The sequence below is a fragment of the Anaerocolumna sp. AGMB13025 genome (assembly GCF_029689925.1).
Taxonomy (GTDB): Bacteria; Bacillota; Clostridia; order Lachnospirales; family Lachnospiraceae; genus Anaerocolumna.
The window spans coordinates 2,095,261-2,117,838 of the sequence record NZ_CP121445.1 but is presented as its reverse complement, the minus strand read 5'-3'; the positions used below and the strand labels follow the sequence as shown (position 1 = coordinate 2,117,838).

The following is a 22,578-nucleotide window of genomic DNA, read 5'->3' as shown; positions in this document are numbered from 1 at the left end:
TTCAGTATTCATATCAAGCTAACAGACGTCTTATTAACCTAACAATCAAAGTTTAGCATAAGGTCTTTTTGTCTTCTATATGAGGATTCTCATATAATAGTACAAATCAAAGTTGTTTTCGTTCCATCAGACCTGGCAGGGTATTATCACTCTAAAAACCGTACCTCTTCCGGGTTCTGACTTTATATCAACGGAATAATTTTCTCCATAAATAAGAGATAACCGGCGTTTCACATTCGTTAAACCGATTCCGCTCTCCTGACCTTTTACTGCTGTTGCTTCAAAGTCTGCACCGGTCATTCCTTTCCCGTTATCAGAAACTGTAAAAATAATTGTGGCATCTTGTTTTTCAGCCCGAAGGCAGAGGATTCCTCCGCCTGTCATACCTTCAAAGCCATGGAGTATGGCATTTTCAACAATAGGCTGGAGGAAGAACTTAGGAACTTTGTAAAGCATTAATTCCTCTGGAATTTCTAATTTTGTTTCAAATACTCCTAAGAAACGTCTTGACATGATATTAACATAGTTGATTGTCCATTGGATTTCATCGGAAAGAGGTATTTTATCATAGGTATTTTTAAAGGAATAGTGAAGCATTTCCGATAAGCTGACAATGATATCTGAAGTTTCATAATCCTCATTCATTATGGCCATCATATTGATGGTATTTAAGGTGTTGTATAAAAAATGGGGGTTGATCTGCATAGTCAAAGCCATGATCTGGGTATCTTTCTCCCTTATAGAGATTTTATAGTTTTCATCAATTAGCCTGGTAATTTCCGTTTCCATATGATTAAAGCTCTGTGTAAGAATCTTAAAATCTTTTCCCCTGGGAACGGGGGTATCTGCGCTAAAGTCCCCGGTTGCAACCCGCTTCGCAGCCTTAGTAAGTATCTCAATCGGCTTACTGATGGTTAAAGACAAAAGCGCTGCGATAATAACTGCAAAAACCAGCAAAATTATAGTCAGCCACATCTGGGAACTCTTCATCTGTGCTTTTGTAGTCTGAATCACTTCCGACATTGGGATTAGACAAAAAGAAAACCAATTTCGTTCCTTCATGGTATCATAACACAATAAATATTTAATATTATTGATGTAATAGGAGGTATATCCGGAATCCGGTTTTAATTTGATAATCTCCGAAGGAGCAGGTTCGCTGATGGGAAATATCGTATTATCCGAAGAGATAATTTTACCTTCTTCATTGACCACCCCATAAATACTCCCTTTATAATTTACACTGGATTCATAGAGGGAGGCCAGAGTGCTTTCCAGTACATGTACAACCAGAATAGGCTTTTCCTGATTGCTTTTCATTGCATACAGTTTACCATTTTGCAAGTACTGAAAATTCATCTGTCTGACCATCGTTATGGGATACCGGTATTCATAATTCTCTTTTTTTCCTAAGTATTCCTTCTGAAACCACTTACCATAATCATAGCCGGTTATCCAGTAAGCCTGTCCTCCGGCTTTTGCAGCTTTTACATCCAGCTTAAAGTTTTTAACTTCGTTGATGGTTGCTTTCATGGAGGTTTTGTTCGCTTCAAAAATCCATTTTGAAGTGTATAAGTATTTGGCATATATCTTATTGTTTGCTGCGAACTGCTTTCCCAGCACATCTGAAATAACCCGTTCTTCTTTTAAGAAATCACTGACGGAAAACTTGTCCATATTAGAAAAGCAGTCATAACAGTCTTCATTATTCAAAAGCAGATATGAAACTTCCTCAATACGGTTTAAGGTTGTATCAATCAGATTATTATTGGTCTTTACAATAGACTGTACATTCTGGGAGGCCACTTTTACCATATCCTCCTCATAGGTTTTCATTACCTGCCTGTATATGACATAAGAAGGTATCATCGCAAATAACATCAAAATAAAGCCCAGTTTCGTCCGCAGGCTCATATACAGTATCCGCTCTATAAGCTTTTTTACCATTTTTTATTAGCCTTTCTGTATTGTTCCGGGGATATATTATATTCTCTTCGAAACATCCGGTTAAAATAATTGCTGTCATGAAAACCGCAGCGGACAGCAATATCCTGAATCTTATCATTGGTATCCATTAATAATCTGGTGGCTAACTCCATCCTTAATTGCAAAACAAAAACACTGTAGGGCAGACCAATCTTTTCTTTTAACTTACCCGAAAGATAGTTCGGATGGAAATGTACATAATCCGCCACTTTCTGCAGTGATAAATCACTGTCTAGATGTGTTTTAATATATGTAATGCAGTCATCTATGGCATTGTTTTGATTTGATTTTATAAACGTAGCCTCCATTGCCTGTCCTAATAACTGTTTTGAAATCTCAAACAACTGGTCAAAGGAATCACATTCCGCATACATCTGATAAGACCGGTTTAGCAGCTGGTCATACTGTTCCTGCAAAATGGTATTCTCCATTTCTTTTAAGAGCAATACAATCATGGAGGAAATCCGGTGCTTCATTTTATTTGGATAACATCTGACTTCCTTCAATAAAGCTGCTTTCATATCGTCTATTACTGTTTCCATCTGCTTTCTGTCAGAACTGCGTATAGCACGGTGGAGCTGATTTTCAAAGAAGGCTGTGGATTTTGTAGGAATATCCATAATGGTATGCATCTTGTCAAAGGAAAATATGCCTCCCCCGGTTTCATAAAAATAAAACGCCAGCATCTCCTCTGCCTGAGTCAAGGCTTCCGCTGCTAACACGCCCAGACTCAATTTTGTATTAGATAAGCCTGCCCAGAAAACAATATTGTCCTGCTGCAATTGTTTTAAGCAGTATTCCAGTTTTTGCGCTACCTCCATAGCGGTTTCCCTGGGCAGTAATAAAACTGCCTTATGTACGGATTTATCAAAATCATTCTGCTGGGGGATCAAAAACATATTGGGGAACAAAAAGGAGATATGCTCCATTAATTTAGCTTGCTGCTCTTTTGTTAAACCTTTGGGTATTTTAACAGCCTTCGTTTCTCCCGCCCTCCATCTGATTATTGCAGCCGTACCAAATTCCTGCAGTAAACTGTATTTTTCTTCTTTTAATTTGTCTGCCTCTATATTTCCCTCAATCATATTCTGCAAAAATCTACGCTCTTCCTCTTTTTGGGCTTCATCTGCTAAAAGCTGGTATTTATTTAGACTCTTTTCATTTTCGGATTCCTTTTGTATTTCTGCTTGAACTCTTTTTAAAACTTTTTGGACCTCTGATACCCGAAAAGGCTTTATAAGATATTCAATAACCTTATACTTTATAGCATTCTTGGCATACTCAAATTCCTGATAAGCACTGATTAATATCATTTTAGTTTTCGGATATTCATGATATATCTTTTCAATCAGTTCCATGCCATCCATGACCGGCATACGGATATCGGTTAAAACAATATCCACCGGTTTTTCCATCATAACATCATAAACCTCTTTCCCGTTACTGCAGGCAATAACCTCAAAAGCTGGATATAATTTGTGGATAATCTCGGTTAGTACATTACGCTGCATTGTCTCATCATCTGCTACTACGACCCTTAATTGTACTTCATTCATCATAAAATAAGTCTCCTCCAAAAATTCCATACTCGTATAAATTATAGTCCCTTACTTTTCTTCCCCTTATCTATATTTCACATGGAACACCGGTCATTTTTCATTAACATTATAAATATTGAACAAGTAATTAGCAAGTAATTATAATAAAAACATGTCCTTATTCGTAATTGTGTATGCCACATAAAAATGATATAATAATAGAAATCACAAGAACTACCAAAAATACGAAAGATGAAAAGGAGAATAAACATGTCTTTTGTTACAGCAAAATGTATCCATTGCGGTGGAGTTATAACCGTTGATGACACAAAACCCATCAGCAAATGTGACTTTTGTGACTCTACCTTTCATACAGAAACTGTGTTGGTTCATCACAAAAAGAACACCGTTAAAAACGCAGATGATGAAATCATGGATGACTTTATCGATTGTATGGAACAGATTATTGAAGGAAACGAGCCTGAGAAAATCAATGAATATTATAACCGGGTTCTTGATCTGGTTGATTCAGGTAACATAGATGAATGGAGTGCCCAATTAAAGGACTTAACTTTATCAAGTGAAACTCATGACCTTGCAATAGACACCATTATAAAGAATATCTGCACCAATTATAAGACAACACCTGGCACCGCAGAAATTAGTGGTGTTTACTTGGAAAAATATGACACCAAAAACTATCCGAAAGCAGCAAGTTATTATGATATTCCTGCTTCGGAACATATCTATTTTATAAAAGATTCCACTGTTTTAGATTCCTTTAAAAGAGGTTTTGCCATCGGTTCAAAGGGGATTTACTATTGTTCCAATCAGAAAATAAAGGGTTTTTTACCCTGGAAAGATTTTGCCCAGTCTAATGTAGTAATAACTCGGGGAATTTTATACATAAATAACCTGGAATTTTACCCGGGATTAGGTAAACATATTTTAGAGCTGCTGGAGGAACTACAAAAAGCGGTCAGGTATCTCCATAGTTAATAAATTTCTATGTTTGATAAATACTTTAGGCTGTGAGAATTCAGCCTTACCGATATACATTTAGAAATTAATTACAATCTAAGCTTCTATACCTTCTCAATTTAAAACTAAAAAAAACTTGATAAAATCAGCACAAAAACCTGGCTTAGAAAGCATGATTATGATATCGTTTCTAAGCGCTTCATACTGAGTCTGCCAATTCACTTATGACTTTTTCATGGGGTTCAGAGTAAAAAGGCACACTGTCTGACGAGTGAAACGAGGAGTTTGTGACTTTTTGCTCTTGCTTTACCCCATGAAAAAATCATTAGTGAATTCAGACTCAGAATACTAAGCTTAGAAACGATATCATAATCAATGCTTTCTTCACAGCATACAAGGCTGATTTTATCAAGTATCAAATATCAAGTATCAAGTATCAAGTATCAAGTATCCAATAAACTCCATTACCCCCATAAAGCACTGGCATCATTAGAGCTTCGGTTGATTCTGGAAAAATCGGTTTTAATAAACGCATTGGTGGATAGGGTTAAAAATATGACACCAATAACGGCTATAATAAGAAAGGACATAAACGGAGTAACAATAAAACCGTTAATATTGACGGCAAGACCCTCTTTAACCAGTTCAGCGGAAGAAAGTCCGGTTTTCTCCAGAACAATCATACGGAAGAAGGCTGTAGCATAGGTCATGGGGTTAATATAAGCTACCACTTTAAGGGATCCGGGGAGTAAATCGATTGGCAGGTAAGCACCGGAAAGAAACGTTAACGGCATGGTGACCGCTGTTTTAATGATCTGAAACGTCTGACCGCTTCTGACCATGGTTGCCATAAAAAGACCTACTCCGGAAAAGACGAGACCTACGCAGATCATAGCAATGAGAATGAAGATAGGTGTTGCCAGGCTGGTAAATTTTATGCCGATGAATAGTCCGATAAAAAGTATCATAACCCCTTCAACAGTGGCTACGGTGGCTGCTGATAATAACTGTCCCAATGCAACAGATATCCTTCTGGCAGGAGAAACTAAGACCTCTTTCATAAAACCACTTACCATATCATCCACCGTTGTGGAGGCTAAATTAAGGGAGCTTTCAAATACGGTGGAGATAATTACACCGGAAAGCATGTAAGCGATTGGATTTTCTATAAATTCATTTTTGAATATTGCACCGAACACATATACAAAGAAAAACGGAAATATAAGGGAAAATATCAGACCTGTCCGGTTTCTTACAAATGCTTTCAAACCTCTTTTCCATAATGCAAATACTGTTTTCATCCTATGCCTCCTCTCTGATCTTTCTGCCGGTAATCTCTAGGAATACGTCATTAAAAGTACCTTTTTTAATTTCAATATCTGTAATTTCCTCTTTATGAAGACTTAAGATCTGAAGCAGTTTATCTGTATTCTCAGCTTCTACCTTATAATAGTCCTCCCGTTTCTCATAGCTTACATCATATTCCGTAAGAAGCTGTTCCAACGCTGCTGCTTTTTTGGTGGTAATATAAGCTTTGTCTTTTGTATATTCTTTTTTTAACGCATATGGTGTATCATGGGCAACAATAACACCGCCGTCTATTATGGCGATTTTATTGCAGATTTCTGCTTCTTCCATGTAATGTGTGGTAAGGAATATCGTGATATTACGTTCTTTCTGCAATTTCAGAATGTATTCCCATATATGGGCACGGGTCTGGGGATCTAGTCCTGTGGTAGGTTCATCCAGAAATAAGACTTTGGGATAATGGATTAAACCTCTGGCAATCTCAACACGCCGTTTCATTCCGCCGGATAACGCACTGACCAGTTTTTTTCTTTCCCCTAGTAAATCCACCAGGTTTAATACGAACCGGATACGCTCCTCCACTTCTTTTTTTGGTACATTATAAAAAATACAATGCATTTTAAGATTTTCTTCAATGGTCATTTTACCATCCAGAGTCGAATCCTGAAATACAACTCCGATTGCCGACCGGACTTCGCTTTTCTGGCTTGTAACATCCTTTCCGTCAATTAACAAGGTACCGGAGGTCTTTTCAAATATGGTGCATAAGGTATTTATTGTAGTACTTTTCCCTGCTCCGTTAGGTCCTAAAAATGCAAAAATAGAACCTTCCTCCACTTCAAAGGAGATGTCATTTACGGCAGTAAAGTCACCGTATTTTTTACTGAAATTTTTTACTTCTATGATTGAGTTCACATAGCCTCCAATCTGCGTATTCTATACACTTTTATTTCTGTCACAGCGTTTTCTGATTGAACTGTATACCCGCCTGCTCTCTTATTTGCTCCATAACTTCACTTACACTTATGGCAAGTTCACCTGCATACTGATAGTCTTCCCTATATTCAGCAGAATTGGTTACATAATTATAAAAGCTTTGTACTTCTCCGCTCATAACCACATGTCTTGGTATCTCTCCGGTTAATTCCTCTTCTGTACCGTCTTTATAATAAATCTTTATATTAGTAAAAGTGGATATGGAATGGATTACAATGGTTCCCTTATCACCAATGATTTCTGAGCCCAAACTGCTTTGTCCGATTTTGGAGTAACTCAAATTAATCTGCTTATCCGGATATAGAAAGATACTGTTGCCATAACCGTCGGCTCCAGTAGTCAGAAAACCAGCGGTTGCAATAATTTTATCAGGCCTTCCGAATAAGTCAAGTACCGGATACACACAATAGATTCCTAAATCCATCAGACAGCCGGTTGAAAACCTGGGATTAAAAATATTAGGTACATCCCCCGCAAGATAAGCCGGGTATTTTGAGGATAACTGGGAATAATCAATTCTTGCGGTAGTTACCTTGCTAATTTTCTTAAGGGCCTCTTGTAAAAGAGGACGGGCAGGTACATGTAACATCTTAATGGCTTCCATATAAATCACATTTTTCTCTTTGGCCAGATGAATCAGTTCTTTTAATTGAGCTGGGGTTACTGTAATTGGCTTTTCACAAATAACATGTTTGCCATGGTTTAAAAATAATTTGCTTTGTTCATAATGCAGAGAATTAGGACTTGCAATATATACTGCATCAATTAAATCACTGAGTGCCATCTCTTCTAAATCAGTAAATACTTTCTCTACTCCATATTTTCCTGAAAAGGCAAGACCCTTTTCCAGATTCCTGGAATAAACCGCAGTAAATTCCATTCCTTCTACTAGTTTGGCACTCTCAATAAATTCATTTGTTATAAAACTTGTCCCTATTGTACCGTATTTCATAATCATCACCATCTCATGAAACCTGATCAGCCTCATTTCCACAGTAAAAGATAGATGCAACTTTTATGTGGTTCTTCCTTTCTTCGATTTTTAATTGCCAACCTGATTCTATATTTTATTATACTTGTCTATAAAGTTCATTGCTACTCTGCCGGTCATTCATTTATAGCGATATTCAAATCTATAAAAATACTTGCTACAGCTTCTTCATAATCCCGTAACCGTTCTGATTTCTTTATCCTCTTGGCATATTTTCCATTATCTTCAAATATTGAAATTAAGTAAAACCAGAATTCCTTCATTTTAAACAGAACATTTCGCTCTCCTGACATAATTTTTTTGTAGTCCTCATATACCTGGTCGTGAAACTCCCTGAGTTTGAGTTTATCTGGGGTTTTATTCCCCAAAATCATACTGGTTAGCCCGGGATTGTTAAGTAGACCTCTACCAATCATTATGGCGTCTACTTCCGGAAACTGTGCAGTAAAGTCCTTATAGTCCTTAACACTGGTAATATCGCCATTATAGCAGACCGGATTTTTACTTAATTTTAAGGCATCTTTAAAAACAGGTAAATTGGGTTTATTTTTATAGATATCTTTTTGAATCCGGGGATGGATCGTCAGCTCTTTGATTGAATATTTATTAAATATTTCAATTAATTCATAAAATTCTTCGGGCTGATCTTTTCCAATTCTGGTTTTAACAGAAATCTCCATTACGGAATGGGTAAAAATCTCTTCTAAAAAGGCATCCAGTTCTTCTCTTTTGGCAAGAAAACCGGAGCCCTTGTGTTTTGCAACTACAGTTCCGGAGGGACAGCCCAAATTCAGATTGATTTCCTCATAACCCAGTTCCTTAATCTTTGCGGCAGAATTGATAAAATCCTGGGCGTTGTTGGTTAAAAGCTGTGGTATAAGTACCAGTCCAGAATTATTTTCCGGCAGAATATCATTAATTTCTCTGGTTTTAAAACTCCCCTTTTGATTTGCCGATATAAAAGGGGAATAGTATTTGTCTATATTACCGAAAAAGCGATTGTGGGCATTACGATAGATGTAACCAGTCATTCCCTCCATCGGCGCAAAATAAAACTTCATAAATAAGTAACTCCTTTGTCATTAGCAGTCAATGTGATGTTTACACACTGTTTTATAATTCGTTAATCCTTTTTATTATATACGAAGAATTGATTCTTGACCAGTATCTAAACTTGTCTGTTTATTCTGTTATTATTCTATTGTTATTACGTGTTTATTTCTCTCTGTCTATTTCTTTGTATTTCTTTACTTAGTCTCATGTTCATCCCATAATATTCTCTTAGGTCATTTCCTGTCTGTTTTCCTACACATTCTCGTATAATTCATAATTACTTGTCTGTTATTCAATTGGGATATAAAAAGAGAGATAAGTTCCCTCCTTATTGGCTTCAAAATTATCATAATATTCAAAATCATAATTTCCCGCCGCTTTTAAGCCGGAGTCTGGAAGATGGCAGGAATATATTTCGCCGATACTTTTGGGAATGGTTTCTACCAGCGCAGGTATTGTAAATACGGCGTATTTACAGCCTTTGATTTTCATATAATCGATACCCGCGGGAAGATTATCCGTATTACTTACTTCAATCCCTGCTAAATAACCAAAGGTTCCGTTATTATCAAACTCCTCATCATAATGTTCCAGACCATAGCAGATATCTCTGTTGATCCAGCTGCTAATTTCATTAACTATACCATCTAATTCATTCCACAATTTAGGTATTTCATAATTTTTATTTTTCCCGGTATACTTAAGCCCTGCTATTAAGAACTCCTCCTTATACACAATCTGGGGCTCAATTCTTGTGATGGAAGCTGTTTTTTGGTTCAGGACTGATTCACTTAAAATAACCTGTTCTACATTCCGGTAGTTAATTCCTTTGGAGCGGTATACGTTAGGAGGCACATTATAGGTTTCTTTAAAAGCTCTTGAAAATGCTTCCTGAGAATTCCAGCCGTAAAGTAAAGCGATCTCAATAATCCTCATATCCGTTTCTAATAGTAATCCCGCCGCTTCCGTTATTTTTCTCCGCTTTATATAGTTATGAATTGTATGCCCCGATAAAGCCTTGAACACTCTCATAAAATGATATTGTGAAAACCCAATCTTTTCAACTATGTCCTGGATTCTTAAATCTGCAGTCAGGTTATCTTCAATGAGTTTTGCTGCTTTTAACACTGCATCGTAATAGTAATTCATAGAGCCTCCAAAAAAAAAGTGTTATAACTTAGCTTATTATAACACTTTTCTTTGAAACTTTTGATATTATGTTGTCTTTTACAAAGTAATAATCTAAATGCACACACTTATATTCTCTGCCATATATCAGGGTCTGCTTCTTCATCGGGAAGTACAGCGGTGTATTCATAAATCCCTTCCTTAGTATTTAGTCCAAACGTGTACCATTCATTAACTACCGGTGATCCAAAACAAATTTCTGCCTCAAGGCTGGTAAGGTCATACAATACAGCCCACATAGTTCCTAAGCCTTCACTGTAATGATGACAGGCCAGCCCTTTTGGCATATGGGTTGAAAGCAGTTTTTTTAGTGAGTTTTTCTCTACGGCTGCTGTTTCCAGAGTAGTAACAATTGCTTTATATCTATCCACTGACTGCTGCATCCGATTTTTGACAAGGTGCTGCATCTGTGGCAAAATGTAGTGATTTGTGGAACAAAGATATTTCTTTTCGGATGCTTTTGAAATTCTTTTTATGGTTTTAACGGAGTTATTTATTTCTACCAGCGCAGCTTCATTATTCCGGTCAGTAAGTATCAGGTTGCAATAAGATGCAAGAGGAATTATCTTCAATAAATGGATTGCCTCGCTGATATCCTTACAGGTATCAAGAATAATACGGATGACCAGCCAGAACCGCAGCCCTTCCTCCTCAGACATTATGCACGGGGCAGCATTGGACATGGTTACACACAAACCTTTTTCATTCATGCCGTCATATCTTCCAAAGAACAGTAAACTAAAACCCATATGGCTGTAGGAACCCTCTGCCTTTATGGTAAGGAGCAGTTTATCCTCATCCGCATCCCACTCATAACTTCTTCCTGCATAGATATGCTCTTCGTCGGCATTGGATAGGACTGTAAAATGTCCGCAGTTGCCTTTACCGACATGAGAAAAGGAATAATAGATAACTTCCTCTGCTGTTCGGTTAAAATATTCTGCAAACCCTCTTATTTCTTCATTCATATTCGGGCTATACTGATTAATAAGCTCCATTACTTCCCGAATACTTTTTATAGAAGCCGGATGTATCATCTCATTGCCTTTAAACCAGAAATCAATTCCTTCCGGGAACTGTTCCTTCATTATTTCAGCTTCCTTCCTGCCAATCTCATAAGATGTCCCTTTTAGTGACACATGTCTGTAAATTACTTTATTTTCTTTCTCATCCCTCATGGTATTCTCCTTCTTTCTGCAAGATTTATATCTAGATTATATTGTAAGAATACCCCGTCCGTTTTGATTAAAACTGCTAACTTCTTAACATTGCTTCTATTTTAGATTTCAGCTCAAATGCCTCGCCCCCTTAGTTTTAAGCATCCTTGACACATTATATTTATCTAGTAAAGGTTTCTCACATATAGAAGATCTTATAAATGATATAAAATAGATTCTTAGTAACACCCAACCCCTGTTTAAACATATAATAAAAATGATTGGAGTATTTATACTGCTTTTATCTGTTTTTATGTAATTACTGTTAATGCTCTGATTAAATAAGACTATCCCTGAAGGACAGAGGTGTATAAATCAAGTGAATAAATATAAGATATGTGTTTACGCAATATGTAAAAATGAAGAGCAATTTGTAGACCGCTGGATGGATGCTGTTGGTGAGGCTGATATGGTTGTGGTGACAGATACCGGTTCAACTGACAATACCGTAGAAAAGCTCCGTTTAAGAGGGGCTGTTGTCTATACTGAAACCATTAATCCCTGGCGGTTTGATACTGCCCGCAATACAGCAATGAATCACATTCCGGAGGATGTGGATATTTGTGTGCCTAATGATATGGATGAGGTATTTGAAACAGGGTGGCGCGAAAAGCTGGAAGCGGCCTGGCAGCCTGTAAATACCCGGGCAGCCTATCTTTTTACCTGGAACTATAATGCAGACGGAACACCGAATAAGCAATTTGTTATGGAGAAAATCCATAGACGCCATGATTTTCACTGGGTGCATCCCGTTCATGAAATATTAGTATACACCGGTGAAAGTACTGAATCCATCGTATGGGTACCAGGCATGGTATTAAACCACCGCCCTGACCTTAGCAAACCAAGGTCACAATATCTGCCCCTATTAGAATTGTCCGCTAAGGAAAACCCCCAAGATGACAGGACAGCCTTTTGGCTGGGCAGGGAATATATGTTTTACGGTTTTTATGATAAGTGTATTTCGGAGCTTAAACGTCACCTTAGTCTCCCCTCCGCGAAATGGAACGAGGAACGCTGCGCTTCTATGCGTTTTATAGCAAAATGTTTTCAGAACAAGGGTGATTTAAAAGAAGCCCGCGTTTGGCTGTACCAGGCAATTGCCGAATGCCCACATACGCGGGAGCCATATCTGCATATGGCAAGACTTGGCTATCTACAAAATGATTGGCCTCTGGTTCACCTTATGACAGAAAAGGCCTTGGCCATTACAGAAAAGACAGGCAGCTATCTCCTGGAAACCGATGCCTGGGGCTATGAACTATATGATCTGGCTGCCATTTGCTGTTATCAGCTTAAGCTGTATGAGAAAGCCCATAACTATGAAGTTATGGCTATAAAGCTGGAGCCGAATGATATCCGTTTAAAAAGAAATCTGGAGTTAATTGATATGAAATATAATGTAAAGGTGGAAACCGCCCATGAACAGGTATAAGGTATGTGTTTATGCAATCTGCAAAAATGAGGAGCAATTTGTAGACCGCTGGATGGATTCCATGAGTGAGGCCGACCTTATCGTCGTTACCGACACAGGTTCCGATGATAAAACCGCAGAAAAACTGTTAAGCAGAGGTGCAGTAGTCTATGTAGACCCGGTCAAACCCTGGCGGTTTGATGCTGCACGAAACCTCTCTCTAGATCATGTACCAGAAGATGTTGATATTTGTGTCTGCACTGATCTTGATGAACTATTTGAAAAAGGCTGGAGGGATCGCCTGGAGCAAGCCTGGACACCGGATGCCAAATCCGGCAGATACATTTATAACTGGAGTTTAAAAGCGGACGGCTCTCCTGATGTCCAAATGTATTATTCTAAAATACATTCCAGACAAGGGTTTAAATGGGTACATCCAGTCCATGAATGGCTCAGCTATTATGGTGCAGAGACTCTTAAAACTGTTGAAATAGAAGGTGTAGTGCTGAATCATTATCCGGACGGCACAAAGTCCAGGAAATCCTATCTACCGCTTTTGGAGCTGGCTGTGGATGAAGATCCGGCAGGAAGCCGTGTTAACTATTACCTTGGAAGAGAATATATGTACAATTACGAATGGCAGAAATGTATTGATACGTTGAAGCGGTATCTTTCCCTGCCCACTTCCGTGTGGAAGGAAGAACGAAGTGCGGCAATGCGATGGATTGCAAAGTCCTGCTTCCAACTAAATGATTTAAAGCAGGCCTACAGCTGGTATTATAAGGCCATTGCCGAGACACCGGATATGCGTGATCCGTATATTGAGTGTGCAAAAATGGCATATCTGATTTCTGATTGGCCTACGGCATTCTTTATGTCAGAAGAAGCCCTGAAAATAAAGGAAAAGTCCAAAACCTTTGTAAATATGGGGTATTGCTGGGATTATAATCCCAATGACCTGGCTGCTATCAGCTGTTACAGACTTGGCATGTTTGAAAGAGCCAAAGAACACGCAGAAGCCGCACTTTTATTTAGTCCTGAGGACGAACGGCTTAAGAACAATCTAAGACTGATCGAGGGGAAACTAGTATAACTGAGTGGAACCTGGGTATTTGGGCATCCTTATAATCTTATGAATCGTTTGAATAAATGAAAGCCGGCATATTCTGCCGGCCTTCACTTAATTATTAAGCAATATCCTTAAGCTGCTGCTTCTAATAAAATAACATTGAATTGAGATCCAACACCTGGTGCAAGGGTCAGTACCAATGGTGTTGCTGAGTTATTCCTAAGTGTAAGTGTATCTCCAGCAGCAAGGGTCAGTATTGCTGTGCCTGAAATCTCACCCGTAGCTACCAGAGCGACAATATTAGTGGAGGCATCAACCGTACCATTAACTGCTATAGCTATAGCGGAACCTACACCTGCCGTTATGCTGACATAATAGTCAATCTGGTAAGAGCCAGCTACCGGAACAGTGATTGTTGTAGTTCCTGCTGTATGAGTTACTCCGCTTAACGGACCATTATTACTAAACGGTACGTCTGCTCCGCCTACAACAGTAGAGTCAGCTATGGTAGCAAGCTCATATACATAACCATAATTCGTAATATCAGCCGTTCCTCCTGGACCGGTAGGACCGGTTGCTCCTGCCAGACCTGTCGGTCCTGTTGCTCCTGCTACTCCGGTTGGTCCCGTTGGTCCGGTCGGTCCCGTCGCTCCGGTTGGTCCCGTTGGTCCGGTTGCTCCGGTTGGTCCCGTTGGTCCGGTTGCTCCGGCTGCTCCGGTCAGTCCTGTTGCTCCGGTTGGTCCTGTCGGTCCGGTTACTCCGGCTGCTCCGGTCGGTCCGGTTGCTCCGGTTGGTCCCGTTGGTCCGGTTGCTCCGGTTGGTCCCGTTGGCCCAGTCGGTCCGGTTACTCCGGCTGCTCCGGTCGGTCCCGTGTCTCCGGTTGGTCCCGTCGGTCCCGTCGCTCCGATTGGTCCCGTGGCTCCGGTTGGTCCGGTTACTCCGGCTGCTCCGGTCGGTCCCGTGGCTCCGGTTGGTCCCGTCGGTCCCGTCGCTCCGGTTGGTCCCGTGGCTCCGGTTGGTCCGGTTACTCCGGCTGCTCCGGTCGGTCCCGTGTCTCCAGTTGGCCCCGTCGGTCCCGTCGCTCCGGTTGGTCCCGTGGCTCCGGTTGGTCCGGTTACTCCGGCTGCTCCGGTCGGTCCCGTGTCTCCGGTTGGTCCCGTGGCTCCCGTCGCTCCGGTTGGTCCCGTTGCTCCGGTTGGTCCGGTTACTCCGGCTGCTCCGGTCGGTCCCGTGTCTCCGGTTGGTCCCGTTGCTCCGGTTGGTCCGGTTACTCCGGCTGCTCCGGTCGGTCCCGTGGCTCCGGTTGGTCCCGTGGCTCCCGTGGCTCCGGTTGGTCCCGTTGGTCCGGTTACTCCGGCTGCTCCAGTTGGTCCCGTTGCTCCTGCTGCACCGGTAGGACCGGTCGCCCCTGTTGGACCAGTCGGACCTGTTACCCCTGCTGAACCGGTCGGTCCCGTTGCTCCCGTCGCTCCGGTTGGACCTGTTGGACCAGTTGGTCCCGTTGGTCCGGTTGGTCCCGTTGGTCCCGTTGCTCCACCAGTAATATCATCTTCAATAATAACTAAGGTTGCCTTAACTGGTACAATTACCGAATAGTACACCGTATCTGCGCTGCTGTTTAATAAAGTTAGCGTTGCTGGCGCCGTAACGATTTCGATAATACCCGTACCCACAACTTCTCCAGTTTTTAATGGAGAAGCTCCTACTAAAAAGGCTCCATTAGAGGATGATAATGCAAATACTGCTCCGGTAAGTGACAGCGTACTTTGAGTCGCAACCCACCAATTAACCACATATCTTCCTGGTTCGTTAAATACAATTACACCTGTTGCAGGATTGTAGCTTATATTGCCGGCAGAGTATACGACAGTATCAAATATTACATTAGATGCTAAAGCTACCGACCCGGCACTGATGCGTTCTAGTTGTAAAGCTATATCACTCATTCTAACTCCTCCTATAATAATTTTGAGTAAAATCATTATAAAGATATCTATAAAACCTGGAATAAATGATATTTTTCAGCAAAAAATATCATTATCCCCTATATCATATGAAAATATAACATTAATGTGCCTTTTACTCTTGTCCTATACACAATCTCCCATAATCTGCAGGTCTGTTTTTATTTTACAGGATGGTTCAAAGAACTTTCCTGTAAATAAAAAAGGCGTACTCTACCTAAATGTACGCCTTTCTCTTATAATATCCATTATCCTTTTGTAATGTGATATAGATGTTATCCTGATTGCAAAAAGGTATCCGAGTGATTCTTACTCTTACATCATCTCCAGCACAATTCTGTGAGCACCTCTAAATACAAGTCTTTATCCCATCTCTGCTCTTCATCAAAATCTCCGTACTGGTCATGACCGTCGGTACCCACATACCCGGTATATCCAGCCCTGACAGCCTGTGCAAACCTATCCAGACAGGTATCGGCAAGATAATCAGTATCACCTGTGCAAACACTTTCAAACTGTTCTTTCATGAAGGTCAACAGTTCCTCATCTGTCAGCTTATCATCCGATTCATTTTTATACTGATAAAAGATATCCTGCAGCTCCGTTAACGTTTCGGTATAATTTTCCTGATTAATATACTGGGAATCGCAAAAATAGAATATCAGCTTTTCTAAAATACCAGCTCCGAATTCTACCCGTTTATAACTCTTCAAGCTATCATTTCTGCCTGCTACAAGTTCCGTCGCATCCTCTTTTGTTAATACAAGACCAAATTGTTCCGTTTTTTCATTGCAGGAAAGTAAACTAGTAATTTCGAGTTCCTGCTTATTCATTTGTACTAAATCAAAAATATCGTCTTCCATAACATCACCCCTTTAAAATATAGTAACTCATTATACTTCCGGTCCCTCCGTATTACAAGACTTGTAAAATGGGCGATTTTATGGTATTATATAAGTAGAAAAGAAGTACTGGATTTCATTCGATTATGGTATATTCAAAGAGTTCATATTTTAAACAAGTACCCTCTGAAATCTCTGCGGGCAATATAGCACGGGCAACCAGTTTTAAGTCATTGTCCGGTATATCGGTTCTTCTAAGATATGCATAATCCCCATCAATTTTTTCTACCAGGTAATTCCATATTTCCATTTTTATCTCCTGCTTTCTGTGTTTAATCCCTATCAATTATTTATTTATATAAGTCATAAGCATGATTACTAGAATAATTCTACTATCTATAGCAGAAAAAGGAAAGACTATTACTCCTAAAAAGTTAGTTTTTTAGAAATGAAAACTCTTATATTATTAAAATACATTTGCTAAATATTATCTCTAATCTATAACTTATGCTATAATTGAAAGCAATCAACCAACGGAGGTGCTTATATGACACTGCAGCAATTAAAATATATCATCGAAATTGTAAACTGCGGTTCCCTTAATGAGGCTGCAAAACGCTTATTTATTACTCAGCCCAGTCTGTCCAGCGCTGTAAAGGAACTGGAACATGAAATTGGAATCGAACTTTTCATAAGGAGTCCAAGGGGCATCACTCTTACCATAGACGGAGCAGAATTTTTAAGTTATGCCAGACAGGTTGTGGAACAGGCAGGGTTATTGGAGCAGCGTTACGTTAATAAAAAACCCTCAAGACAGCTTTGCTCCATCTCCACCCAGCATTATGCCTTTGCAGTAAATGCCTTTGTGAATCTAATCAAGCAAAGCGGGGCTGATGAATATGAATTTACCCTTCGTGAAACACGTACCTATGAAATTATCGAAGATGTAAAGAATCTCCGAAGTGAAATCGGCATACTATACATGAATCCTTTTAACAAAAAGGTAATTGAAAAATTACTCCGGGAAAACCGGCTGGATTTCTATCCATTGTTTACGGCAAAACCCCATATCTTCATAAGTAAGCAGAATCCTCTTTCTTCCAGGGAATTTGTAACTTTGGAGGATTTATCGGAATATCCTTATCTTTCTTTTGAGCAGGGCGAATATAATTCCTTTTATTTCTCCGAAGAAATTTTAAGTACTGCCTTCCATAAGAAAAGTATTCATGTCAGTGACCGTGCTACTCTGTTCAACCTATTAATCGGATTAAACGGTTATACTATCTCTACCGGAATCCTCAGCGCTGATTTAAACGGGGATAATATCATTCCGGTTCCCCTTAAAGCGGAAGATGAAATTCAGGTGGGCTGGATTGCCAACCACCAGATACAGCTTAGCAAACAGGCTAACACTTATGTGAAGGAGTTAAAATATGTAATCGCGGAATACGGTCTTCCTCTGGAAGAATGATGGATATAGGTTTTACCTATATCCCAATATAAATTATTAGAGTTACCCTATAGGTTGTACTCCATGCTATACTTATGAAAAATAAAAATAGTAAGGAGAAACCTATATGAGTATATTTGAAAACATAACCAAAAGAGCAACTGTTCCCTTTCGTTACGATATAGTCGGCAGCTTCCTGCGTCCACAAAGATTAAAAGAGGCAAGGGAACAATTAGCTGCCGGTAAAATTACACCGGCTGATCTTACCCAGGTTGAAGATGAAGAAATTACAAAGCTTGTAAGCAAGCAAAAAGAAGTCGGACTAAAAGCGGTGACCGACGGTGAATTCCGCCGCAGTTACTGGCATCTGGATTTCTTTTGGGGCTTTGATGGTGTGGAGCACATTGTCTTAGACCATGGTTATTTCTTTCATGGTGAGGAAACCCGTGCAGATTCTGCCAGACTTTCTGGCAAGATAAGCTTTAAGGACCATCCTTTTTTAGCTCATTATAAGTATCTGAAACAGATTGCTGGCAATGAGGTAACCGCCAGACAAACCCTGCCTTCACCCGCCCAGTTCTTTGCAGAACTTGTTCGTGGAGAGAATGCAAAAGCAACCGCCCTATACTATCCTGACAGAGAAGAACTCTACCGTGACATTTCTGCGGCATATCATAAGGCAATTCTGGCATTTTACGATTTAGGCTGCCGGAACCTGCAATTAGACGACTGCACCTGGGGCATGCTCTGTGATAAAAACTTCTGGTCTGCTATGGCAGGGGATGGATATGATGTGGAAGAACTATTAAAACTCTATCTTCGCCTTAATAACGATGCCATCGCTGATCTTCCAAAAGACCTGACGGTAACCACCCATGTCTGCCGTGGCAACTATCACTCCACCTGGGCAACCTCCGGAGGTTATGAACCAGTCGCCAAGACCCTTTTTGGCGGCGAACATGTTTCTGCGTATTATCTGGAATATGATACCGACAGAGCCGGTGATTTTACACCTTTAAAAGAAGTCTCCGGTGAAAAATCCGTAGTACTAGGTCTGATTTCCTCCAAAACCGGTATCCTGGAAGATAAGGAACAAATCATTAACCGAATAAAAGAAGCTGCACAGTACATCAGCCCAGACCGTCTCTGCTTAAGTCCTCAATGTGGTTTTGCCTCCACTGAGGAAGGTAATATCTTAACCGAAGAAGAACAATGGAAAAAGCTTAGTTTTATAAAAGAAATTGCTGATGAAGTCTGGGGATGAGCCTTAATCAAGTTTTATTTTTCTCTCCGTAAGATAATATAGGAATGCCAGAACTGGTAAACTAAAGCCAATGAAAGAAGCTGCCCTCCATTCACCATAAGCATAAGACCATCCTCCCAAAGATGAGCCCAATGCTCCTCCCAGAAAGAAAACAGCCATAAATACTCCGTTTACCCTGCCTCGTATTTCATCCCCTAATGCATAAACGGCCTGCTGACCAAGCACCAGATTACCGGAAACCGCCATATCTAACAGAATTGCAGCAATACAGAATATAATCACGGAAGCTCTCCCGCTGTTTTGTAAAACATGAGTAAGGGCATAAGCCATGGACGCTAACAAAAGCGCAAACCCAGTAAGCTTCTTCGTCCACCCCTTATCTGCTAGTCTTCCGGCAATCGGTGCTGCTACCGCACCGGCAACACCGGCGAAACCGAATACTGCAATTTCCTTCTGAGAGAAATGAAAATGCTGTGCCAGGTATAAAGGTACTACCGTCCAAAATAAACTGAAACTTCCAAACAGTGCTGCCTGATATAAGGATCTTCTGCGTAAAACCGGCGTTGTTTTATAAAGCTGCCACAGCGATTTAATAATGACCGGATAGGTGTCTTTTGGAGTCGGTTTTCTTTTGGGCAGAAGGAAAAAAAGCAAAATTGTAACGATTACCATAATAAAAGCTGATAAAAAAAACACGACATGCCAGTTCCAGATTCCGGTAATCAGACTGGAGACAGGTCTTGCCAGCATAATTCCAAGCAGCAGTCCGCTCATGACATTACCAACAATCTGTCCTCTTTGCTGTGCAGGTGCCAGATAGGCTGCTAACGGTACTAGTATCTGTGCTGCCGCAGAACCAAGACCAATTAGTACGGTAGCTCCTAAAAAGATATATGAATTTTGGGCAAGGGATGCATTAATAAGTCCCAGTATAGCGATAATCAAAACAGATATTATAAGACTCTTGTTCTCCAATAAATCACTTAAGGGTACCAGGAATAAAAGTCCGGCCGCATAACCTAGCTGGGTCAGCGTAACGATGAAACCTGCTGTAGAAGCTTTAATACCTGTATCAGCACTTATAGGTCCTACCAAAGGCTGTGCATAATATAGATTTGCTACGATTAACCCACAGGATATGGCAAATAGCAAGATCAGTCCCATGGAAATTTTTTTACCATCTTTCATATCATTGACGTTTCCATTCTTCATTTTATATTTCTTTTCATTATTCATTTCATGTTTCATTTCATGTTTCATTTCTTGTTTCATTTCTTGTTTCATTTCTTGTTTCATTTCTTGTTTCATTCTAATCCTCCTTTTCCATCTGGCGAAAGCTAGTTTCTAAACGAATCGTTCATTAATTATATAGTAGACGATGCGTTTAGTTTTGTCAACCTCTTTTTTTCTTATGATAATTATAGTATAATAGACGTATCGTTTATTATTTATATTAATTTTTAAATCTTGGCATGGGGAAATAAATAATATTTTTAATATTAAGGAGACAAACATGAAAGAGAAATCAGAAAAGAATTTAGAAATAAATCCAGAAAAGAACCTTAAAAAAAATCATGAAGTGAATCTAGAAAAAAGTCATGAAGTGAACCTAGAAAAAAGTCATGAAGTGAACCTAGAAAAAAGTCATGAAGCGTACCTAGAAAAAAATCATGAAATGAATCTAGAAAAAAATCATGTAATAAATCATGAAAAGAAATTGGGGCGTCCCCGCAGTGAAGCAACAAAAAAAGCTATATTAACAGCTTCCTATGAACTGCTGTTAGATAATGGTTTTAAGAATGTAACGATTGAAGGTATTGCCGAAAGAGCCGGCGTTAGTAAAGCAACCATATATAAGTGGTGGTCCAATAAAGCCGCTGTGGTTTTGGACGGTTATTTTGCCGCAACGGAATCCTTATTGCAGGTACCGGATACCGGTTCGGTGAAAGAGGATTTATTTATTCAGGTTAACAATCTGGCTGCTTTTATAACCAGTCCGAAAGGTAAAGTTATAACCGAATTGATAGCCGAAGGGCAATTTGACAATAATGTAGCAAAAGAATACCAAAAGCGGTATTTCACGCCCAGACGTCTTATAGTAAAACACATTCTGGAACGTGGTCTGGACAGGGGAGAATTAATACAAGACCTGAATATTGAACTAAGTATTGACCTGATTTTTGCTCCGGTGTTTTACCGCTTGTTAATAACAGGAGAAACAATTGACCCGGATTTTATAAAGAACCTGATTACCTATACACTTATGGGGCTTGGTATTAAGACAAGAACAACACCCTAAAATGCAATATAGAACCTTCAGCCTCGGTATAGAACTGCTCAACTACCGCATTTACCGCATAAATTTCTAATAAAATATGCTAATTAAGACAATCCGGATTAATTAGCATATTTCCAATGAAATTTTCTAACATAACACTGGGATTTCCCTTATCTTACTCTCTGCCCTTTTTCAGGTATTCCAGCACATCGCCTGCAGTAGTGTCCGGCTTTACCTTAATCAGGACTTTCATATTCATCTCCAACTTGTAACTTTTCTCTTTTTACAAATGTATATGTAGTTTCATCGGATAATGATTCAGAAAAGGTGTAATTAAGTCGGTTAAAATTTTTGATTTTTTCTATCTCTTCTATCTGATGTTCGGCCATATATCGAACCATTTCACCTCTTGCCATCTTTACCTGAGTTCCTTTTTCAATAACCTTGTTATGAATCATCTCACCAAACACACAGGTTAAAAATCTGATGTCTTTAGATAACCAGCCGGATATACCTTTACTATACTCTTTGGAGGCCAGATTTACAATGCAGTTGGTTTCTTTAGAAAGCTGTTCCGCCAGTTTCCCGTTCCAAAATTCATAAAGCGAACCAAACTCTGCACTTTTCAGTCTTGCCTGCATTTCCAATCTGTAAGGAGTAACTCCGTCAAAAGGTTTTAACATTCCATAAAACCCGGATAAAATACGAAGATGCTTCTCCAGATATTGATATTCCTGATTATTAAATACTGCCGGTGCCAGATACTGATACTGTATCCCTTCATAAGAAAGGATTGCAGGTGACAGATTCTTATACAAATCCATCTTCTTTACACGCTCATAATTTAAAGCGGCTAGGTTATCGTTACAATTCCAGACCCCTTTCATTTCGTCATAACTTAATTGTCTTAAGTATGACAATAGACTTTCTGCTTCTTTTATAAAATGAGGAAAGTCCTTATACTCCAGAAGATCTCTGTTCCTATTCATTTTTTTTGCGGGCGAAATTATTATTCTCATTGTTTTCTCTATCTATGGTC

Annotated in this window: 19 protein-coding genes; 6 read left to right on the top strand and 13 right to left on the bottom strand. The window is 39.5% G+C overall.

Features of this window, described 5'->3' with window-relative positions:
- Positions 1-126: 126 nt before the first annotated feature.
- Both QA584_RS08555 and QA584_RS08550 read right to left on the bottom strand, forming a co-directional pair.
- Complete coding sequence (locus QA584_RS08555; RefSeq protein ID WP_278274100.1) at positions 127-1,947, bottom strand: sensor histidine kinase; 1,821 nt, start codon at positions 1,945-1,947, stop codon at positions 127-129.
- Positions 1,941-3,545, bottom strand: coding sequence for a response regulator transcription factor (locus QA584_RS08550; RefSeq protein WP_278274099.1), 1,605 nt, complete (start codon positions 3,543-3,545; stop codon positions 1,941-1,943). The genes QA584_RS08555 and QA584_RS08550 overlap by 7 nt, the downstream gene beginning before the upstream one ends.
- Before the next feature lie 249 nt (positions 3,546-3,794).
- Between QA584_RS08550 and QA584_RS08545 the strand changes: the two genes are divergently transcribed.
- Entirely contained in the window at positions 3,795-4,523 is a 729-nt protein-coding gene (locus QA584_RS08545; protein ID WP_278274098.1) for a hypothetical protein, read from the top strand.
- A 446-nt stretch (positions 4,524-4,969) separates the two neighbouring features.
- On the opposite strand, the gene QA584_RS08540 is transcribed toward QA584_RS08545, so the two are convergent.
- The 6 genes from QA584_RS08540 to QA584_RS08515 all read right to left on the bottom strand — a co-directional run bounded on the left by QA584_RS08540 (position 4,970) and on the right by QA584_RS08515 (position 11,219).
- Positions 4,970-5,806 carry an ABC transporter permease gene (locus QA584_RS08540; protein WP_278274097.1) on the bottom strand — a complete coding sequence of 279 codons (837 nt, stop codon included), beginning with the start codon at positions 5,804-5,806 and terminating at the stop codon, positions 4,970-4,972.
- Between the two features lies 1 nt (position 5,807).
- Positions 5,808-6,728: an ABC transporter ATP-binding protein gene (locus tag QA584_RS08535; RefSeq protein ID WP_278274096.1), complete on the bottom strand. Its 921-nt coding sequence runs from the start codon at positions 6,726-6,728 to the stop codon at positions 5,808-5,810.
- Positions 6,729-6,768: 40 nt separating this feature from the next.
- Positions 6,769-7,761 carry a Gfo/Idh/MocA family protein gene (locus tag QA584_RS08530; RefSeq protein ID WP_278274095.1) on the bottom strand — a complete coding sequence of 331 codons (993 nt, stop codon included), beginning with the start codon at positions 7,759-7,761 and terminating at the stop codon, positions 6,769-6,771.
- Positions 7,762-7,916: 155 nt separating this feature from the next.
- Positions 7,917-8,861 carry a tRNA dihydrouridine synthase gene (locus QA584_RS08525; protein ID WP_278274094.1) on the bottom strand — a complete coding sequence of 315 codons (945 nt, stop codon included), beginning with the start codon at positions 8,859-8,861 and terminating at the stop codon, positions 7,917-7,919.
- 280 nt (positions 8,862-9,141) lie between these two features.
- Positions 9,142-10,002, bottom strand: coding sequence for an AraC family transcriptional regulator (locus QA584_RS08520; RefSeq protein ID WP_278274093.1), 861 nt, complete (start codon positions 10,000-10,002; stop codon positions 9,142-9,144).
- A gap of 107 nt (positions 10,003-10,109) precedes the next feature.
- Positions 10,110-11,219 (bottom strand): C45 family autoproteolytic acyltransferase/hydolase, encoded by a 1,110-nt coding sequence (locus QA584_RS08515; protein WP_278274092.1) that lies wholly within the window; start codon positions 11,217-11,219, stop codon positions 10,110-10,112.
- A 358-nt stretch (positions 11,220-11,577) separates the two neighbouring features.
- Between QA584_RS08515 and QA584_RS08510 the strand changes: the two genes are divergently transcribed.
- On the top strand, positions 11,578-12,693 hold the full coding sequence (locus tag QA584_RS08510; RefSeq protein WP_278274091.1) for a tetratricopeptide repeat-containing glycosyltransferase: 1,116 nt from the start codon (positions 11,578-11,580) through the stop codon (positions 12,691-12,693).
- The gene (locus QA584_RS08505) at positions 12,680-13,765 is read left to right on the top strand and encodes a tetratricopeptide repeat-containing glycosyltransferase (protein WP_278274089.1); all 1,086 of its coding nucleotides are present in this window, start codon (positions 12,680-12,682) and stop codon (positions 13,763-13,765) included. Before QA584_RS08510 ends, QA584_RS08505 begins: the two co-directional genes overlap by 14 nt.
- 107 nt (positions 13,766-13,872) lie before the next feature.
- Here QA584_RS08505 and QA584_RS08500 read toward each other — a convergent pair whose 3' ends face one another.
- The 3 genes from QA584_RS08500 to QA584_RS08490 all read right to left on the bottom strand — a co-directional run bounded on the left by QA584_RS08500 (position 13,873) and on the right by QA584_RS08490 (position 16,857).
- On the bottom strand, positions 13,873-15,687 hold the full coding sequence (locus QA584_RS08500; protein ID WP_278274088.1) for a BclA C-terminal domain-containing protein: 1,815 nt from the start codon (positions 15,685-15,687) through the stop codon (positions 13,873-13,875).
- A gap of 338 nt (positions 15,688-16,025) precedes the next feature.
- Entirely contained in the window at positions 16,026-16,568 is a 543-nt protein-coding gene (locus QA584_RS08495) for a DUF6323 family protein (RefSeq protein WP_278274087.1), read from the bottom strand.
- Positions 16,569-16,683: 115 nt separating this feature from the next.
- Entirely contained in the window at positions 16,684-16,857 is a 174-nt protein-coding gene (locus QA584_RS08490) for a chorismate--pyruvate lyase (protein ID WP_278274086.1), read from the bottom strand.
- A 237-nt stretch (positions 16,858-17,094) separates the two neighbouring features.
- Between QA584_RS08490 and QA584_RS08485 the strand changes: the two genes are divergently transcribed.
- Positions 17,095-18,018 carry a LysR family transcriptional regulator gene (locus QA584_RS08485; protein ID WP_278274085.1) on the top strand — a complete coding sequence of 308 codons (924 nt, stop codon included), beginning with the start codon at positions 17,095-17,097 and terminating at the stop codon, positions 18,016-18,018.
- Between the two features lie 106 nt (positions 18,019-18,124).
- Entirely contained in the window at positions 18,125-19,261 is a 1,137-nt protein-coding gene (locus tag QA584_RS08480) for a 5-methyltetrahydropteroyltriglutamate--homocysteine S-methyltransferase (protein WP_278274084.1), read from the top strand.
- Between the two features lie 3 nt (positions 19,262-19,264).
- On the opposite strand, the gene QA584_RS08475 is transcribed toward QA584_RS08480, so the two are convergent.
- Positions 19,265-20,569 (bottom strand): MFS transporter, encoded by a 1,305-nt coding sequence (locus tag QA584_RS08475; RefSeq protein ID WP_278274083.1) that lies wholly within the window; start codon positions 20,567-20,569, stop codon positions 19,265-19,267.
- Positions 20,570-20,774: 205 nt separating this feature from the next.
- Here QA584_RS08475 and QA584_RS08470 point away from each other — a divergent pair, with 205 nt between their 5' ends.
- Entirely contained in the window at positions 20,775-21,560 is a 786-nt protein-coding gene (locus tag QA584_RS08470) for a TetR/AcrR family transcriptional regulator (protein WP_331487864.1), read from the top strand.
- 215 nt (positions 21,561-21,775) lie between these two features.
- Here QA584_RS08470 and yaaA read toward each other — a convergent pair whose 3' ends face one another.
- Positions 21,776-22,558 carry a peroxide stress protein YaaA gene (gene yaaA / locus QA584_RS08465; protein WP_278274082.1) on the bottom strand — a complete coding sequence of 261 codons (783 nt, stop codon included), beginning with the start codon at positions 22,556-22,558 and terminating at the stop codon, positions 21,776-21,778.
- Positions 22,559-22,578 lie beyond the last annotated feature (20 nt).

Coding starts and splice junctions, on each gene's coding strand:
- QA584_RS08555 (WP_278274100.1), bottom strand. CDS start 1,947: ATGGTAAAAAAGCTTATAGAGCGGATACTGTATATGAGCCTGCGGACG.
- QA584_RS08550 (WP_278274099.1), bottom strand. CDS start 3,545: ATGATGAATGAAGTACAATTAAGGGTCGTAGTAGCAGATGATGAGACA.
- QA584_RS08545 (WP_278274098.1), top strand. CDS start 3,795: ATGTCTTTTGTTACAGCAAAATGTATCCATTGCGGTGGAGTTATAACC.
- QA584_RS08540 (WP_278274097.1), bottom strand. CDS start 5,806: ATGAAAACAGTATTTGCATTATGGAAAAGAGGTTTGAAAGCATTTGTA.
- QA584_RS08530 (WP_278274095.1), bottom strand. CDS start 7,761: ATGAAATACGGTACAATAGGGACAAGTTTTATAACAAATGAATTTATT.
- QA584_RS08525 (WP_278274094.1), bottom strand. CDS start 8,861: ATGAAGTTTTATTTTGCGCCGATGGAGGGAATGACTGGTTACATCTAT.
- QA584_RS08520 (WP_278274093.1), bottom strand. CDS start 10,002: ATGAATTACTATTACGATGCAGTGTTAAAAGCAGCAAAACTCATTGAA.
- QA584_RS08515 (WP_278274092.1), bottom strand. CDS start 11,219: ATGAGGGATGAGAAAGAAAATAAAGTAATTTACAGACATGTGTCACTA.
- QA584_RS08505 (WP_278274089.1), top strand. CDS start 12,680: ATGAACAGGTATAAGGTATGTGTTTATGCAATCTGCAAAAATGAGGAG.
- QA584_RS08500 (WP_278274088.1), bottom strand. CDS start 15,687: ATGAGTGATATAGCTTTACAACTAGAACGCATCAGTGCCGGGTCGGTA.
- QA584_RS08495 (WP_278274087.1), bottom strand. CDS start 16,568: ATGGAAGACGATATTTTTGATTTAGTACAAATGAATAAGCAGGAACTC.
- QA584_RS08490 (WP_278274086.1), bottom strand. CDS start 16,857: ATGGAAATATGGAATTACCTGGTAGAAAAAATTGATGGGGATTATGCA.
- QA584_RS08485 (WP_278274085.1), top strand. CDS start 17,095: ATGACACTGCAGCAATTAAAATATATCATCGAAATTGTAAACTGCGGT.
- QA584_RS08480 (WP_278274084.1), top strand. CDS start 18,125: ATGAGTATATTTGAAAACATAACCAAAAGAGCAACTGTTCCCTTTCGT.
- QA584_RS08475 (WP_278274083.1), bottom strand. CDS start 20,569: ATGAAACAAGAAATGAAACAAGAAATGAAACAAGAAATGAAACAAGAA.
- QA584_RS08470 (WP_331487864.1), top strand. CDS start 20,775: ATGAAAGAGAAATCAGAAAAGAATTTAGAAATAAATCCAGAAAAGAAC.
- yaaA (WP_278274082.1), bottom strand. CDS start 22,558: ATGAGAATAATAATTTCGCCCGCAAAAAAAATGAATAGGAACAGAGAT.